Below are 16,399 nucleotides of genomic sequence, written 5' to 3' on the forward strand. Positions count from 1 at the left end.
ACTGTACTTAAGCAAATGTATGCAATTTAAAAATAAATTACGCTACTTTTTTGTACCCTGACCCTGACATTTCCGTCCCGTCTTTTATTATATACTTGACTTTATCATTAACTTACTTTTATTAACTATACCATTATTCTCTGATTAAATTAAAAAAAGTAATCATAAACTGCTTTTTTTAATATTCATATTGTATTTAACGTATACTCAATTACTATATAAGTTCGAGTCGGGTGTAAAACAGCTGAGTTATGAGTATTGATTAATGGTCAGTGGATGAAAGGAATTTTTTGGGCGAGTCATCCTCAGATACTCTTTTTAAATCAAAATGATCATAAATCAATGCATGAGTAGTCACTACTTGCTTTTAGTAGAATACACTCACTGGTAAATAATGTTTGAGTTGAACTAACCCGATTAAGATAGTATCCACTTAAGAGAACACAATTAATGAGTCAAAAGTATCAACTATTTATTTAGTAAAAATGGTGTCATGAAAGACTATTTCTGTTTCAAAAAAGTACCCTGTGCGTAAGTTGCACAGGGTACTAAATGAACAGTTATCTAATCATTCAAGACCATGATAACTTTTTGTCTTATTCCTAAAGTGAGAAATAGATGCCGCTGCCTATCATGTCATCTAAGACAAGCAGACTTTCATCGTCTACAGGCATATATTTAGCAATGCGACCAGACGTTGTCCCGCCGGGGAAGAGATCAACATATCCAAATTCATTTCCATCAAAAGTTCCGTAGATATCCTGCGGTACCTCAGATCCATCTGAATCTACAACAGTAAAGGTCGGATACACCGGATACGGGACATCTTCATCTCCCTGGTGCAATTGTCCTTCCAGAGAAATAATAGCCCACTCCATTCCTTCGGGTGCGGCTTCATTGAATTCATTTTCTGCTTTCAATGTATTAAAGGCCTCTTCACCCCGTACCACATCGGTAACTTTCAATTCAAATTCTGCTTCGTATTCACTTTCCATATCGTCACCGTAGTATGTTTCTGTATAAGTAATCGATTCACCAACCGGAACGGGATTCGAGCGCTTACCCAGTTCACTGGTTGACTCTTCTGTTTCAGCTTCTGCATCATTTCCTGTTTCCTGATCTGTAGTGGATTCCGCAGTTTCTGTTGAAGCGTCTTCAACCGAGTCTGTGTCCTGTACTTCTCTAGATGAACAAGAAGCTAATGTCAAAGACATACTCGAAAACAAAAGTATCTTTAAAAACTTATTTCTGAGCATGAGATTTCCTCCTATGAATGATGTCAATACAACCACACCGTATCATAAGTATAGCTAAATTTCCAATATTTTAGTAAAGAAAAACAGATAAAATTTTTATAACATTAGATAACAATAAGCTGTATTTATTATAAATAAGGGTTATATAAAATGAATAATAGTATTTTTAAAACATCTGTTATAGAACCAAAAAGCCCTACCCATCTCACTTCAACTAAAAAGTAAGACGAGCAAGGCTTATATTCTAATCCAGAATAATCATCTTGAATTCATTGTCTTCATTGGCTTCACCTTCAATGACTTGTCCTTCTTCAACAAAAGGCAGGGCATCATCCAGTGTAATATCGGCTTTATAAATACTGCCATCGATCATGAAGTAGTAAATCGTATTGCCGGCAACCACAGCTTGTGAGATGTTTTCCACTTGTCCGCTGACCTCATTCAGGTTTTCGTCGACCACTTCAACGATGTCTTCTTCCGCATTGTCAGAATCAGTCACTGAGTCTTTTCCATTCAATTGAGTGATTAGACCATCCACTGTATCGCTTGTAATAACTTTCTGATAATCCTGCGCATCAACCAGTGCATACGAACGTACGAGTCCTGAATCATCTTTTAAAGATGAAATATAGTAAGGACGATCATTCAAGCTTATGAGAAGCGGGAAAGTCGATTCAAAGCGCATCTGCTGAAGCGCCCCTTCTGCCGAATCCATAGCTGAAATTTCATCAGCAGACGTTACTGGATAAAACTCAGTCGCTTTGGTCCGCGTGTTAACAAGATAGAAACCGATATTTGATGCATCATTATTGACGGATGTGACTCCTGTATACAGATAGACATCATCATTCATTGGAATATAATTATACCCATCGGTCGTACGGTTGACGCCCTGCTTACCAAAATATGCATTGAAGAAGCCGCCGCTATACTGACCGCGATAGTTCAGCTGCTGCAGAATCAACTCTGCTGAATACACACGGTCGACCCACGTTGGCATTGTTTCAAGTGTATATTCTTCGGTTTCACCTGTCACAGCGTCTAAAACAATGAGCCCAGTCGGTTCAAGCTGAGTGAACCAGAAGACATTTTCGTAAGTCGTCGCAATATAATACGGATGCCCCTCGTCGTCTACTTCAAAATCCGGGTCTTCAAAGAGTTTCGTTGGATATTTGAAACGCAGATGCCGCTTGACGTTATGGTTAAGCATCTCTGAGTCGGAATACTTGATATTTTCTTCCAAGTCTTCCACTTCAACTTCACCGGTCACCATATCGACTTTCAAATAGTTGGGAATCCCTTCACTGCGGTTATTCAACCAGCGAATAAAACTTGCATACTGAAGCGGCGTGACACGGTAAGGATCATTATCGATATTGATCTGTGTATAGGAATCTGCCGGTACAAACTGGGACACCAATTCACTGATCGAGCCGATGCGGCGGTCTCCCAAACGCTGAGCTGTGTCTCTGTCCATTAGTGGAATGGAAGATTCATCCATTGATGGAAAATCCTGCTGGAAGCTCTTCTCTTCCACTTTTATAAGATCAGCATAGTCCGTCGAGCGGAAAATCACACTGTTGAATAAATTGCCGACCGCAATACCAATAACTAAAATGATTGGTAAAAAAAGCGCACCGTACTTCAGTTTCTTGCGGTAGAAATATTGACCGTCCACCAGAAATTCTATACCCATCACAGCTAATGTGAATAGTATGAGATAAAATCTGAACTCCTGCGACTGGATGTTAAGTGCCGGTGTGTAAATGTAAAACACGACTAGTGCGATTATAAAAAGCACAGGATATAATAAAAGCCGTTTCTTTATTGTTTTCATAAAACCTTCCTTTTTGCATTCGTCCATAATAGGACAAACAGCTGATTTAATGGTAGTGATCAATCTTAAGAAAAGCGTTTAAGAGTCAGGAACAATTGGATGATGTAAATATAAAGTGATAGGATAACGAGTGGAATCGCGACCTCGTAAAGTTTCATGGGTATCGTTTCGGTCCATTCGAGTGTGATCCGTCCGGTAAGTCCAAGTAGATGCAGCATGACAACTACTAAGAAGACTTTCAGGGGCTGATTCTTATAAAGACCATACATGATCATGCCAACAAATAAGTAGAAGACAGCACGCAAGATGATTGTACCGCTAGATTCGAATGGCGTGATGAACAACCCCTGGAAAATGACAGTAATAAACGTGCCAATTTTAAATGGTTTTTTATATGTATCGACAGCCGTCAACAGCTTTTTTACTTCCTTTTCTTCTTTTAGGAACAAAAAGACGCTTAAAACTAGTGCAAAATAAAACAGACTCATTTATTCACCTCTATTCTCTTCTAGATAAATCACTACCTTATTACAGTATAAAGGTCTTTCTGTTTTTATCAATATTAGATTTAAGTATATGGATTTCAATTTCAAAATATGATCGTTACTTCAGTATAACAACCTTTGACACTAGAAAGCAGAAAAAAACGACTCCTTTCATATGTGGTCAATTCAGTAACGATTGAAAGGGGTTCGTTTTTATTTTTTGATGTGAAGTTAGACAGTAAATTGTTTCATCACTAGTTTCTACCGACTCACAACGTCTACGCTTTCTCTATTTCACCGACGCCTATCGGCAGTGTTGTATGCGGTCCGTAACTTTTAACAGTGCCTTCGACTGTATCTGGAAGGTCAACGGACTCTGGAACACCGTGAATAATGACAGTTCGAGTGTCAAGCTGCAGGTCTTCTGAACCGAATTTTTCTTTGAACTTCTTTTTAAGTGGTGCAAGCGGTACTTAAAATTCATACTTCCAGTTCCCCTCTTCATCAGAATGCGGATAATCGTCATGGGGGACATTGATATCTTGAGGTGCATTGTCAAATGGAACCATCGTCTGACCGGCAACTTCATAGACCTCAGGCAAATCGATAAAGCCATCACCATTTGTATCGGCAGCTTTTGACGGTACTTTGCCTTTCTTTCCATCAGGGAATCCGTGGAAGTGACTCCAGTGCATCATGTTTGGTGGTGTACCAGTGGCTTCGATTTTTATCTTCCACGTGTCGCCGTCTTCAATCAATTCAGCTTTACCAGAGACGGACGTTCCGATCATATCTTCATTGACAGGCTTTATCTCTGCAGTATATCTTGTAGGCATAATAACCATCCTCCTAAATATAATCATGATTCTTTTACTATATTAAGTTTTAATCTTATCCTCTGGCTAATCAATTGATACGATTTATCTATATCCTTATAGAAAAAGAACGCTCCCTGAGTCGGGAAGACGTTCTATTTCTAAAGTTTTAATATTTTAAAGCAAATCAGTACAGCTCATAAACTTTATCGAACAATTCTTTTTCGTTTTCGATCTGTGTCTTGTTACCGATGACGACAACCGAACCTGAGTCGATAACAGTCCTGAAGTCTTCGTGTAATGCCTGTAACTTATCTGGATTCGTTTCAAGGATCTCTTTTTTCAATTGAACGATAGCATCTTTTGAAATATGTCTTTGCAGTCGGTTAAAAGCAGTCAATCCTTTACTGTGTGCTGATTTCGGCTGTTCCAAAGGACTGAGCGTCCCGATGATATATTTCAGCAGCTCGGACTCTGACAATTTCAAGCCTTTGACATAGTCGGGAATAGCTGTGTAAACATCGAGAGTTTTCTTGATATTCGGGTCGCGGTAAGAGGCTAAAGCGACACTTCCGTTACGTGTATGGCGGTAAAGCGAACCATAAGCGCCTCCTTTAACGCGGATCTCATTCCATAAATAATCAAAGCGGAAAGCCGTTGATAAGACCTGGGTTTCACCGGAAAAATCGATTTGCTCCTTAGCATCGCTTCCTAAACCAACATAGTTGACATCCTGTGCGGTGACAAACGCTTCGCTTTGTTTTGTCCCCGCTTTATATACCGCTCTTTCGCCTAGTGAGTCACTTGGCAAGGAAGCAAAGGCATCTTTCAAAGCTGATTTAACGGCGTCTTTTCGATCAGCATCGCCAGTATACAGAACATTTAATCGTTGCTTGTTCATTAGTTTGTTCAATAAGTGAGTCAATTGTTCACTGATATCAGTGGATCCGGCTTTTAAATCATCACGTATCGATTTCAGGTAATTGAACTGATCGATACCACCAAGCTGTTCACTCAGTTTTGCGGTCGCTTTCACTTGACTCAATGCCCGATTCGCTACGATCGCATGCGAACTGAAGTTGATTTTATTTTCAAAGTTTGAAATCAGTCGTTGAGTGATTTTCACTAGCTCGGCTCTGTTGTCAAACTGAGTGTGCATGGCGATTTCTTTCATCAATCCGATCAAATTTTTTAAAGAAGCAGTTAAAGCTTTTCCGCTGATTTTAAAGAACGGTTTGATCCTTCCTTCAACATCTTCGTAAATCGATACACTTCCGTAGATCCCGCCTGTGTGGGTATCCATTTCTGTCTGCAGTGCAGCTTCGTCATAGTTGTCCGTAGCGAGTTTTCCGAGTAGATGACTGAAATAACCTAAGAGTGTGTACTCGTCTGCTTCAAAGTCTTCGATATCAAAGTATAAATCGATGTAATCGATCCCTGAGGTGAACTGCTCAGCATGATAGAAAGACGTATCTTCATTGAATGCTTCTTCTTCAATAGGATAATCCGGTTCTTCAGTTGTCAAATCTTCCCGTTTCAGGGTTGGGATTTTTGCCAGAGCTTCTGGATCATCAGGCGTTTCCTGACGTTTGATCAGTGCGCGTGTTTCTTTTATGATCCTCTGGCGTTCGTCATCAGATATTTTCTCTTTATAGTCCTGCAGTTTTTCAAGTGTTTCGGCTTCCTGCTTGTCACTTTTACCCGGTTCAGCTTTTAAAATGATCTGTTTAAATAAATCATTATCGATCAATTTACGCTGGATCAGCTCCTCAAAGTAGCCCTCTTCCGCTCTCTTGGAGAGTTCATTTAAATAGTGATTGAAGTGAAGATTTGTAAAAGGATTTTTTTCATACAGCCATGTATTGAATACTTGAATGGCATAAATGACACCACGCGGATTGTCTTCCGAGATCGCCGCTTCTCTTGTCTGGAAAGTGATTTTGTTTAAAGCTGCTTCTATACGTTCTTTTTCGATTCCTTTATCAACCAGATCGGTCAATGTTTCTTGAACGACTTCCTTGAATTTCGGCATTTTATCAGCACTTGAATACTTCGCCATGATCATGAAGGCCGTCGGATATCCAATATCAGACACGTCACTGTTGATATCGCCGCCGATTTCAGCGTCTAATAATGCTATTTTAAGAGGCGACTGATTGTTTCCGAAAAGAATCTCATCCAGTACTTCAAAACCGAATATATCCAGCGTTTCATCAGGTAAAGCACCATGCCAGGCAAGCGCCAGATAATCCTTATCATTCGGATCATCGCCAGCCGTGATGGAATAGGTATCCGTGTAAACAGCATCTTTCGGCTGAGTGAGCTCGATGGACAAATCGACCGCTTCTTCTTGTTCACCCATGCCAGTGAAGTATTCTTCCAATTTATTGAATACAGTAGTGATATCCAAATCGCCATAAACGATCGTTAAAGAATTACTTGGATGATAGTGCATTTGATGATAAGCGATAAATTCCTCATGTGTCAGTGTTGGGATGGCTTTAGGATCTCCGCCAGAATTTTTACTGTAAACTGTGTTTGGGTAGAGCTGCGCTAAGATATGATCATAGATCTGACCTTCCGGTGACGCGGCCGCACCTTTCATTTCATTGTAAACGACACCTTTATAAATCAAGTCATCTTCTTCGTTTTCTAAATGATAGTGCCAGCCTTCTTGTGCTAGAATCTGTGGATCTTCATATAGTTTCGGCTGGAAGACAGCATCTAGATAGACGTCTACGAGATGGCCAAAGTCTTTTTCGTTCGTGGATGCAACCGGGTAAATGGTTTTATCCGAAAACGTCATCGCGTTGACGAAGGTGTTGAGTGATCCTTTGATCAATTCCACAAACGGTTCTTTGGAAGGATATTTCTTTGATCCGTTCAGGACAGAATGTTCAAGAATATGCGTGATCCCGTTATCATTATAAGGCGGGGTTTTAAAGCCAATCGTGAAAGATTTATTCGTATCATCATTGGCCAAGTGTAAAACCTGAGCCCCTGTTTCAATATGTTTATATAAGTGACCTTGTGAGTGAACGTCAGGAAGTTCCTGCGTTTCTATTTTCTTAAAGACCATAACAATCTCCTTTGTATCATCTATATTTTCAACTACATACTTCTCTATTGTACACCAATAGCTCCTTGTTTGACTAGAGGAAGAGACTGAGGGCTTTAGTCAGAATGAAAAAACTAGGCTGAGGCCTAGTTTAAACTTCATTTTTATTTAACTTCTTTAATGTAGTGACCGTTTTTTTAATATCCGTACTCTTCGTTATCGCAGAAATCACAGCAATACCACTGACTCCGGTTTTTCTTACCAGCACTGCTCGTTCTTCTGAAATCCCTCCGATAGCGACAATAGGTTTTTTTGATTTTTGAGCGACTACCTTTTCTATAAATCCCAGGCCAATTGTCTCCTTTGCGTCTGCTTTTGAATAAGTCGAATAAACTGGCCCAATTCCAATATAAGAGACACCATCAATTTTTTCTGCGATTTTAAATTCTTTTAAATTATTAACGGATAAGCCGACAAACATATCGCTGCCTGCCAAATCAATTGTTTCTTCGATCGCCAAATCATCCTGGCCGACATGAACGCCATCTGCTCCGATGTCAACAGCTAAAGAAACATCATCATTTACAACAAAAGGTACGCCTGCTTTTTTGCATAAATCAAGGCAAGTCTTTGCCATTTTTTTGATTTCTTCATGATCTGTTAAACTGCCTTGTCCTTTCTCTCTATATTGAAAACAGGTGATCCCCGCCTCTAATGCCTCTTTTAGGACATCAGGTAATGACCGATCTTTCGTGTCTTGAGTCCCTGCGATGAAATACAATTCAAGCATTTTCTCTATTTCATTTTTCATTGTTTACTCTCCCTATATGCCCAGTGATTCGTCGGACCGTGTCCATTTCCGACATGAATTGGTTGAGAAATAGCCGCCTGAATATAAGCTTTACCTGTTTCAACTGCCTTTTCGACGGATTTTCCTTTCGCCAGTTCTGCAGCTATACAGGCAGAGAACGTACAGCCTGTGCCATGCGTATTTTTAGTTTCTATACGGGGAGTTTCGTACCAGCGTTCGGTTTGATTTTCCATCAGCAGATAATCACGTGCACAGTCTTTGTCTGCCATATGTCCGCCTTTTATCAGAACATTTCTACTTCCTTTTTCTTGAAGGATGGCAGCGGCTTTTTTCATGTCTTCTTCTGATTTAATTTGCATGCCAGTCAGTTCTTCTGCTTCCGGGATATTCGGTGTCAATACCGTTGCCAGAGGAGCCAGTTCATCTCTCATCGCTTTAAGTGCCTGCGTTTCCATTAAATGTGCCCCACCTTTGGCAACCATAACAGGATCAACAACTAAGTGTATCTCTGAGTGAGTTGATAGTTCTTCTGCAATGAGAGAGATATAGGTTTCATCGACTAGCATACCCGTTTTCATAGCAGCAATATCGAAATCTGAAAAAACAGCATCCATCTGTGCTCTGACCCCATTTAGAGGAACCTTATAAATCCCATGAACCCCAAGTGTGTTCTGAGCCGTAACGGCTGTGATGACTGAAGTCCCAAACACATCTCTTTCCTGGAAGGTTTTGATATCAGCCTGTATCCCAGCTCCCCCTCCACTGTCGCTTCCGGCAATAGTTAAAACTTGTATTTTACTCATTGGTACCCTCCTCTGATTTGTTCACATGGTATCTTTTTATGTTTTCTTTATCACGAATAGTCTGTTCTGAGAGGTTATAGAGCGCATCTATTAGAGATGCACGAAAACTCCCCGGTCCGTTGACCTCCTTATTTTCTACGGCTATTTCTGCAGCCACACCATAGGCAGTACAGGCTTCTACGGTGCTTTCTAATACAGGTTTTCCCCCTACAGCTAAATAGGCACCACAAATGCCACTTAACATACACCCTGTTCCAGTGACACGCGTCAGCATTGGATCACCATTTAAAATACCTATAGTCATTCGACCATCAGAAACAAAATCTTCCTTACCACTGACGGCGGCTACTGTCTGATAGCGTCTGGCCACCCGCTCAGCGATTTCTCTTCCTGAGGCTTTCCCTTCCCCTGCATCGACGCCCTTACTTGACCAATCGATCCCAGCAAGATAAGCCATTTCACCAGCATTTCCTGTTATCAGTTGAATAGTTACTTCTTTCAAAAGCATCGAAACAGCTTCTTGACGGAATTGAGTTGCGCCTACTCCGACAGGATCAAGGATTACCGGAACTCCTTTTTTATTGGCAGCTTTTCCGACTATGAGCATCGCTTCGAGTATTTCTGTTGTCAAAGTACCTATGTTCAACACAACAGCCTTGGCAAATTTGGTTACTTCTTCCATTTCTTCCGGCGCCATCGCCATCATTGGAGAGGCCCCGATCGCCAGCAGGCTATTAGCAACATCATTGGAAACGACCTGGTTGGTGATAGAATGAACGAGAGGATTTTCTTGTCTTAACTTATTTAGCAGATAGTGTGTGGTCATTTTTTTCTTCTCCTAACAGTTTAAACAGATTTTTATTTTTTGCCTGTATCACTATGACTAATCCAATGATCGTTCCAGCCAGCGAACTCTGAAAAAAGGCAGGTAAAAAGCCGAATAGCGTGGCCTCCTGCGATAAAACAAGCCGTGCGATCGGGTAACTTATCAGTGCACCAAAAATACCAGTACCAACGACTTCCCCTGCACCAAGCAGCCAAAATTTCTTATAGTGTCTGAACAGGAGTCCTGAAAGAAAGGCGCCGATCATACTTCCGGGGAACGCCAATGGAGAGCCTGTTCCGGTCACATTTCTTAAAAAAGAGACACCGAATGCCTGTGCGAGGCTATACCATGGTCCAAGTAAAGCACTTGTCACGATATTCATCAGATGCTGCATGGGTGCGATCCTTACAAAACCCAGCGGGATGATAAATAAACTGTTACCAATATAACCTATAGCGATCAGCATCGAGGTTTGAATCATTTTTTTGATATTCATAGAAGTTTCCTTTCTTACTTTTAATTCATTGAATAAAAAAACACCACTTATCTGTCTCAGTGACAAAAAGTGGTGTGGTGAGTAATATTAATAAAAAGCAAATTGAGAAGAAAACATATTTCTCCCATTTTCTTTTATCCACTTTTCCTCCGCTGGTACTAACCAGATCAGGTCAAAGGGTCAGACGAAAGTCACTCTCAGCACATCGGTCAAATGGATATGCCCCCCTAATGGTTTTCTATTCAATTTGTGTTCATGATACCACAAGTTTACCTTATAACCAATCCTTTTAAGGGCTAATTTGAAGAAACTAGGCTGCAGCCTAGTTTGACCTCTTTTGAATAAAGATTGTTTTATTACATCGTTATGATTTGCGTATATCAGAGTGATTTAGTCGTTTTAAGAGTAAAAGTTCAGGCTTTTTTGGAGATGTCGAACTCAGATGAATAGTATCTGTCGAGTATGCAGTTTTCCTTTCAAAATGTCGAACTCGCAGAATTTTTGACCACTGAGTATGCACTTTTTCTTTCGAAATGTCGAACTCAGAGAGTCATTGATGTCCGAGTGAGCACTTTGCATCTCGAAATGTCGAACTCGACAAGCACCACTCATCTGAGTCTGCACTTTTAAGAGCAGAATGTCGAACTTAGTAAATCCCAGCCCTCTGAGTGTGCACTTTGTGAAGCGAAATGTCGAACTCAGTGAAGTCGTGATGTCCGAGTGAGCACTTTTCGTCTCGGAATGTCGAACTCAGTGAAGCCATGATGTCCGAGTGAGCACTTTTCGTCTTGAAATATCGAACTCGCTGACCAGGTAGCTTCCGAGTGCACACTTATAGAATTAAATTAAATGAAATTTTTGTCTATTTTAAATCAAGTCATACACCTTTCGTTTGCCGATAGAAAAATCACTTTTTAAACTTCACTCCATTCGCCCTTAGCTCTTTGATCGTCACCGGACCGATTCCGTCGAGTTTGAGGATCTCTTTTTCAGTTCTTTCAGCAAAATCTTCAAAGTTTCGCAGCCCTGCATGATACAGGATACGCATACGGTCGATTCGCATTCCACGAAGCGGATTAGATGGTTCATCGCGCATACTATAGAAGAAATCTTCTAACTTTTGAGTTTGGAACGGGTCGAGCTCTCCGTAAAAAGGCTGACTGTTTTTACGGACACTTTTTTCGATAGGGATCCGTTTGAACGTTTCTTTCTTCAACCAATCAAAAAGATAGGCATTTTCAACTACTACATAAACGATATCTCTCAGGGCAATGAGCAAACTTTGATAAGAAAACGGCTGGTAAGAAGTTGTTAAAGTGACTTCCTCGTTATAAATATCTTCGATCGGCCACATGTCGTCCATCAATACCAATCCTATTTCACGATTAACGTTAATAAGTTTTTCTAATAGACTTCTGGCTAAATCTTTTCGATCAGTCAGTACAGCCAGAATCAGTATAGGCAGCAACAGTTGATCGTCTTCGTCTGCTCCTTCAGCCTTTTGGAAGAAGCGCCAGGCACTTTTCCAGTCGAATTTACGGACATAGAGGCTCATGATTTTATAGCGAGTGCCTAGTGAATCTGTTTGATCAATATTGTAAAGTTCAAGTAAATGTTCCAGTGCGTGATCGACCATACCCATATCCATATATAGAAAGCCCACTTTTGCTTTCAGTCTTAAATATGGCCGTTCTTCAACGTTAAGGTACCCCATCTTATCTGTATGATTCTGCCAATATTTGCGTGCTCTTTTCTCCAGAAACAAAGTGTGTTCCACAAAAGATATCATGTCTATTTCTTGATCCACATCGATCAGCATACTTTGAGCATCCCAATTTTCCGGCCAAATCTCGATCGCTTCTTTGATGAGCTTTTTCTTTCTCGCTTGTGATGCTTCGTACTGGGCTTCTTCCAACTTTTTCATTGACCGTGTTTCTTTCGTTTCTGATTGAGAAAAATCGAATCCAGTGTTTATTTTATTGTTATACTTTCTGGTGAAGTAATCAACTGCTTCTGCTGTGGTATCAAATTCATCTCCGTGTTCATCTAAAAACTGCTGGACCATTCTTTGAAATATTTCCATATCGTTTGACATACGTTACCGCTCCTTTTTGAGTGTTTATTTTTTGAGTGATTTTCAAATTAAACTGCTCTACACCAGAAACAAGACAAGCAGTCCATAGCATGCAAAGGTTATCAATACACTTAGCATTGTACCAATAACAAAGTACTCTGAGAAGTAGGGATCCTCGGCAATTAGTTTGTAACGCGCGAAAGCCTTGATCGATAAAATGGCGACGACGGATAAAAGGCTGCCAAAGAAAAACGACAGTAAAATCAAAAGGCGCTCAAGGTCCCCGATCATAGCTCCGGCTCCTTTGAAACCTGATCCATGATCACTTTGAGTAGATAACGTCGTATCTTTTTTCGGATCATATTTACTGCTTACTGCCCGTATGACTAAATTGGTCGGCTTCATCAATAATAAGAGGACAAGGCTAATAGAGATAAGGATACGGTAAGGCGATTGAATACGGAACATACTGATTGGAAATGCTAATTGCTTGAGCAACGTTAGCCCGTCCATCAAAAGTTGTAAAAAAAGTACCCCGGCAGCCCAAATGAACATATAAGTCCCTAAATGCTTCAAAAATGATTTAAATGACAGAGTTTCTCTTTTATCACGCTGATTTAGGGCATAGAAACTTATAATGAAAATACCAAAAAAGACTAGACTCAAAGCTGCAAGAATCAGTGGTTGCGTGCTGATGGATACCAGCTCATTTAAAAGTATTAGCCACAGCAGATAGACACCTTGGTGGAGAACGAACTGGATGATCGAGCGATTCTTGATATAAACCGAATATAAGGCATGCTCACTATTCAAGTTATCTGCTAGAAAGATGTTAAAAAACTGTTTGAGCTTGTTCTCATAAAGAATATATCCCATAAGCAGGCCGGATGCGATCAAAAGCAGCTTCAAAGAAAAGATGATGTCAAAGTCCTTTAAACTGGCGAGGATCAAACTCGACAATAGCGTTCCCCATACAAAATGGACAGTTTGTGAAACAGCTCGCTGTCTATGTGCATTTTCTTCACCAATGGACTGGAAGTAAAAATAACTGATCACATGGAGGATAACTGATTCAATCATCATTCCTGTAGACACCCCTTCTCTATTTGTTCAGCCAGTAATCGACGCGACTGAATATATTGTTTGATCTGGGTAGAAATGATTCGCTTGCTGACTGTTTGAGCGCTCAGAGACTTTTCAAGTCCTTGAGACAAAGCCTCGGTGACTTTTTGATTGTTTACATCATTGTACTCATCAGCTAAGAGGACATGGTAAACTGTTTCTTTCTGCGTATAAGTCCACTGGTTACGGATGACATTCTGTAGTCTTATGATACTATTATAAAAAAGATCATCGTCCTGTTCCGTAATGATTTTTTCATTCAAAAGCCCGTAATCATCATTTTCATGTACTGATTCGATTGCTTCTCTTGCATGCCAGTAAGCTGGACCATCGGCACCAATGCTTACTTTTTTATCTATAATAGGCGTGATCAATCCACCGATCCCTATCCCCCACCGTAATGAAATATCGTCATTCAGTTGTTTTTTTGTGGTAATCTGCAGTTCCAATGTGATCCGGTCAATGAGTATAAATGCCGTCTTAACATCACTGACGATACATTGAAATTCATCTCCTAGAGTAATCGTTAAATGTGATTCAAAGTGCTCACTGTATGTTGTATTCATTTTAGATAGTATAGTAGAGAGAATTTTCTGCGTTTCTGCACGCTCTTTCAGTTTTTTTGAAGCAATGATGTCCCCGATCATGGCTATTTTTGTCGTCTTTGTCATTTTTTGTCTTCCTTTCATTATTCTTCTTTATCATAAACCATAAAAGGTTGATTTTCAAATTTCAACTGTTATTGGTTTATGGTATTCAACATTAACAGTTTGAGCCGTTATAATAGAAAATAAAAAAAAGACTTGTTAAACTATAGGTGTCTATAAAATTAAGACAAAAATAGATAAAGGAGTCGAAAGTCAATGTCAGAGAAAAAGATAACTGATCCGCGTACGAAATATTACAATGAGAAGTTTCCTGAACAAGAACAAGGTACTCCGGCTTTACAGAAAAAGATGGATCCAAAGCCTGATTCAGGAGAAGAATCCTATAAAGGTTATAGTCGCCTAGAAGGACGTCATGCTCTGATCACGGGTGGAGATTCGGGGATCGGACGTGCGGCAGCTATCGCTTACGCGCGTGAAGGAGCCAATGTGGCCATCCAGTTCTTCCCTGGCGAGGAAGAAGACGCGAATGAAGTTAAAGAAATTATTGAAAAAGAAGGACGAAAAGCATTACTGCTTCCTTATGATTTACGAGAGGATAACGCTGCCACTGAAATCGTTGAAAAGACAGTGGATGCCTTCGGTGCATTAGACACCCTCGTTTTAAATGCAGCCCAGCAGATTGCACAGCCTGATCTTGAAAGCTTATCGATGGAGCAAGTGACGGATACCTTTAAAGTAAATATCCTCAGCATGTTTGAAACAGTCAAGGCGGCTGAAAAGCACTTGAAGCCCGGCAGTGCAATTGTCACGACGACATCTGTACAATCATTCAGACCAAGTACCCATCTGCTAGATTATGCAGCCACTAAAGGATCAATCAGCAACTTTACAGTAACATTAGCTGAGTACTTTGGTCCAAAAGGTGTCCGTGTCAATGGCGTTGCACCAGGCCCTGTATGGACACCGCTTCAATTAGATAACGGACAATTACCAGGTTCCATACCGTCGTTTGGTCAGGATACACCGCTCGGCCGTGCCGGACAACCCGTGGAATTGGCTCCAGTTTACGTCTTCCTGGCATCAGATGAAGGAAGCTACGTTAACGGACAGATTTACGGCATTACCGGTGGAAAACAAATCGCATTATAATCAATCTTTTATAAGCGATTTTAAGAAATCAACTAAATAAAGATGAAAAAGACACTGTAGTTCAATCTACAGTGTCTTTCGTATTGATCAGTTGTTGTAAGGAACAGTTTTAAGCGTGATCGTGGAGGCGTTTTGTGTCAGTTTGGCAACGGGACAACGTTTGTCAGCTGACTGGACGATTGCATCTGCACGGTCCAGTTCAAGCCCTTCGATCGATGCAAAGACAGAAACTTTGAAGTAATATCCTACGCCGTTTTCTTCACGTCTCAACTGTACTTTAGCTGTTACCCTACTTTGATTCTTCAAACCACGTGCTTTAAGCAAAGACCTGATTGTGGCATTTAAACACGTTGTCAAAGCCAGGCCAAACAATTCTTCGGGATTAGTTCCCGGCTTATCAGACGTCGGACTGGAAACAGTGACGGAAAGCTTGTCTTCTCCTTCAACATAGGCAGTCCCCTCCACGCCCTCTTCGTTATGAACGGTTGCTTCAAACAAATAATTTTCCACTTACTTCACCTTCGTCGCTCAGTTTTTGATTTGAGACATATCTACGCCGTCGATTTTTTCAAGTTCCGGTAAGACTGCTCTTAAAATACGTCCACCGTAAACAAATACATCCATCATCGGGCTGGCATCTTCGCCTGTAATACCCAAATGACGCATAATAATCTCCCCATCACCTGATATAACGAAACGGTAGTAACCTGAACGCATCGCATTGATGTCGTTAAGTGCAGATGTGATTTGCGGCATTTTGTTACGATCTGTTACTTGACCGATTTTGTTGTAAGTGACTTGATAATTGACACGCGGCTGGTCAGAATCATGGATAATCACGCCGCAAGCCACTGCTTTATCTTCGTTTATTCTAAGAGCGGTCTGGAAAACCATTTGCTTTTGTACGATATCTTCTCCGTCTTTTCTGCGGATCGGTGTTTCGATATCCTTTGTTTTGAATTCTATTTTTCTATCTTGTGCCAAGTATTTGAAATTATCTGTTATTTTGCTCATTATATAATTCCTCCAATGATGTAGTATCGTGTCTATGTTCCACAC

At 40.5% G+C, this 16,399-nt stretch carries 14 protein-coding genes, 1 pseudogene and 1 riboswitch; of the genes and pseudogenes, 1 reads left to right on the top strand and 14 read right to left on the bottom strand.

Annotated elements, in window-relative coordinates; all coding sequences use genetic code 11:
* Positions 1-602 precede the first annotated feature (602 nt).
* From AKA01nite_RS03945 to AKA01nite_RS04000, 12 genes and pseudogenes are all read right to left on the bottom strand, one after another.
* Positions 603-1,256, bottom strand: coding sequence for a DUF4352 domain-containing protein (locus tag AKA01nite_RS03945; RefSeq protein ID WP_146924020.1), 654 nt, complete (start codon positions 1,254-1,256; stop codon positions 603-605).
* A 244-nt stretch (positions 1,257-1,500) separates the two neighbouring features.
* Positions 1,501-3,093: a hypothetical protein gene (locus AKA01nite_RS03950; protein ID WP_146924021.1), complete on the bottom strand. Its 1,593-nt coding sequence runs from the start codon at positions 3,091-3,093 to the stop codon at positions 1,501-1,503.
* 65 nt (positions 3,094-3,158) lie between these two features.
* Positions 3,159-3,581 (bottom strand): hypothetical protein, encoded by a 423-nt coding sequence (locus AKA01nite_RS03955; protein ID WP_146924022.1) that lies wholly within the window; start codon positions 3,579-3,581, stop codon positions 3,159-3,161.
* A 275-nt stretch (positions 3,582-3,856) separates the two neighbouring features.
* A pseudogene (locus tag AKA01nite_RS03960) lies at positions 3,857-4,414 on the bottom strand (hypothetical protein).
* A gap of 166 nt (positions 4,415-4,580) precedes the next feature.
* Complete coding sequence (locus tag AKA01nite_RS03965; RefSeq protein ID WP_146924023.1) at positions 4,581-7,472, bottom strand: insulinase family protein; 2,892 nt, start codon at positions 7,470-7,472, stop codon at positions 4,581-4,583.
* Between the two features lie 130 nt (positions 7,473-7,602).
* On the bottom strand, positions 7,603-8,262 hold the full coding sequence (thiE, locus tag AKA01nite_RS03970; RefSeq protein ID WP_222592476.1) for a thiamine phosphate synthase: 660 nt from the start codon (positions 8,260-8,262) through the stop codon (positions 7,603-7,605).
* Complete coding sequence (thiD, locus tag AKA01nite_RS03975) at positions 8,259-9,065, bottom strand: bifunctional hydroxymethylpyrimidine kinase/phosphomethylpyrimidine kinase (RefSeq protein ID WP_146924024.1); 807 nt, start codon at positions 9,063-9,065, stop codon at positions 8,259-8,261. Before thiD ends, thiE begins: the two co-directional genes overlap by 4 nt.
* Complete coding sequence (gene thiM / locus AKA01nite_RS03980; protein ID WP_146924025.1) at positions 9,058-9,891, bottom strand: hydroxyethylthiazole kinase; 834 nt, start codon at positions 9,889-9,891, stop codon at positions 9,058-9,060. The genes thiD and thiM overlap by 8 nt, the downstream gene beginning before the upstream one ends.
* Entirely contained in the window at positions 9,866-10,387 is a 522-nt protein-coding gene (gene thiW, locus AKA01nite_RS03985; RefSeq protein WP_146924026.1) for an energy coupling factor transporter S component ThiW, read from the bottom strand. The genes thiM and thiW overlap by 26 nt, the downstream gene beginning before the upstream one ends.
* A 126-nt stretch (positions 10,388-10,513) precedes the next feature.
* Positions 10,514-10,626, bottom strand: a riboswitch (TPP riboswitch).
* Between the two features lie 668 nt (positions 10,627-11,294).
* Complete coding sequence (locus tag AKA01nite_RS03990; protein WP_146924027.1) at positions 11,295-12,482, bottom strand: helix-hairpin-helix domain-containing protein; 1,188 nt, start codon at positions 12,480-12,482, stop codon at positions 11,295-11,297.
* A gap of 57 nt (positions 12,483-12,539) precedes the next feature.
* The gene (locus AKA01nite_RS03995; protein WP_146924028.1) at positions 12,540-13,544 is read right to left on the bottom strand and encodes a hypothetical protein; all 1,005 of its coding nucleotides are present in this window, start codon (positions 13,542-13,544) and stop codon (positions 12,540-12,542) included.
* Positions 13,541-14,254, bottom strand: a complete 714-nt coding sequence (locus AKA01nite_RS04000; RefSeq protein ID WP_186805085.1) for a SatD family protein — start codon at positions 14,252-14,254, stop codon at positions 13,541-13,543. The genes AKA01nite_RS03995 and AKA01nite_RS04000 overlap by 4 nt, the downstream gene beginning before the upstream one ends.
* Positions 14,255-14,446: 192 nt before the next feature.
* Between AKA01nite_RS04000 and AKA01nite_RS04005 the strand changes: the two genes are divergently transcribed.
* The gene (locus tag AKA01nite_RS04005) at positions 14,447-15,340 is read left to right on the top strand and encodes an SDR family oxidoreductase (RefSeq protein ID WP_146924030.1); all 894 of its coding nucleotides are present in this window, start codon (positions 14,447-14,449) and stop codon (positions 15,338-15,340) included.
* 87 nt (positions 15,341-15,427) lie between these two features.
* On the opposite strand, the gene AKA01nite_RS04010 is transcribed toward AKA01nite_RS04005, so the two are convergent.
* Together AKA01nite_RS04010 and AKA01nite_RS04015 are read right to left on the bottom strand one after the other, a co-directional pair.
* A complete protein-coding gene (locus AKA01nite_RS04010; protein ID WP_146924031.1) occupies positions 15,428-15,850 on the bottom strand; it encodes an OsmC family protein in 423 nt (140 codons plus the stop codon).
* A gap of 18 nt (positions 15,851-15,868) precedes the next feature.
* Positions 15,869-16,354 carry a hypothetical protein gene (locus tag AKA01nite_RS04015; RefSeq protein ID WP_146924032.1) on the bottom strand — a complete coding sequence of 162 codons (486 nt, stop codon included), beginning with the start codon at positions 16,352-16,354 and terminating at the stop codon, positions 15,869-15,871.
* Between the last annotated feature and the right edge of the window lie 45 nt (positions 16,355-16,399).

The organism is Alkalibacterium kapii, from assembly GCF_007988865.1.
Lineage (GTDB): Bacteria > Bacillota > Bacilli > Lactobacillales > Carnobacteriaceae_A > Alkalibacterium > Alkalibacterium kapii.

What these genes read in the sequence shown, in the direction of transcription:
- AKA01nite_RS03945 (WP_146924020.1), bottom strand. Translation starts at nt 1,256, where the DNA reads ATGCTCAGAAATAAGTTTTTAAAGATACTTTTGTTTTCGAGTATGTCT.
- AKA01nite_RS03950 (WP_146924021.1), bottom strand. Translation starts at nt 3,093, where the DNA reads ATGAAAACAATAAAGAAACGGCTTTTATTATATCCTGTGCTTTTTATA.
- AKA01nite_RS03955 (WP_146924022.1), bottom strand. Translation starts at nt 3,581, where the DNA reads ATGAGTCTGTTTTATTTTGCACTAGTTTTAAGCGTCTTTTTGTTCCTA.
- AKA01nite_RS03965 (WP_146924023.1), bottom strand. Translation starts at nt 7,472, where the DNA reads ATGGTCTTTAAGAAAATAGAAACGCAGGAACTTCCTGACGTTCACTCA.
- thiE (WP_222592476.1), bottom strand. Translation starts at nt 8,262, where the DNA reads ATGAAAAATGAAATAGAGAAAATGCTTGAATTGTATTTCATCGCAGGG.
- thiD (WP_146924024.1), bottom strand. Translation starts at nt 9,065, where the DNA reads ATGAGTAAAATACAAGTTTTAACTATTGCCGGAAGCGACAGTGGAGGG.
- thiM (WP_146924025.1), bottom strand. Translation starts at nt 9,891, where the DNA reads ATGACCACACACTATCTGCTAAATAAGTTAAGACAAGAAAATCCTCTC.
- thiW (WP_146924026.1), bottom strand. Translation starts at nt 10,387, where the DNA reads ATGAATATCAAAAAAATGATTCAAACCTCGATGCTGATCGCTATAGGT.
- AKA01nite_RS03990 (WP_146924027.1), bottom strand. Translation starts at nt 12,482, where the DNA reads ATGTCAAACGATATGGAAATATTTCAAAGAATGGTCCAGCAGTTTTTA.
- AKA01nite_RS03995 (WP_146924028.1), bottom strand. Translation starts at nt 13,544, where the DNA reads ATGATGATTGAATCAGTTATCCTCCATGTGATCAGTTATTTTTACTTC.
- AKA01nite_RS04000 (WP_186805085.1), bottom strand. Translation starts at nt 14,254, where the DNA reads ATGACAAAGACGACAAAAATAGCCATGATCGGGGACATCATTGCTTCA.
- AKA01nite_RS04005 (WP_146924030.1), top strand. Translation starts at nt 14,447, where the DNA reads ATGTCAGAGAAAAAGATAACTGATCCGCGTACGAAATATTACAATGAG.
- AKA01nite_RS04015 (WP_146924032.1), bottom strand. Translation starts at nt 16,354, where the DNA reads ATGAGCAAAATAACAGATAATTTCAAATACTTGGCACAAGATAGAAAA.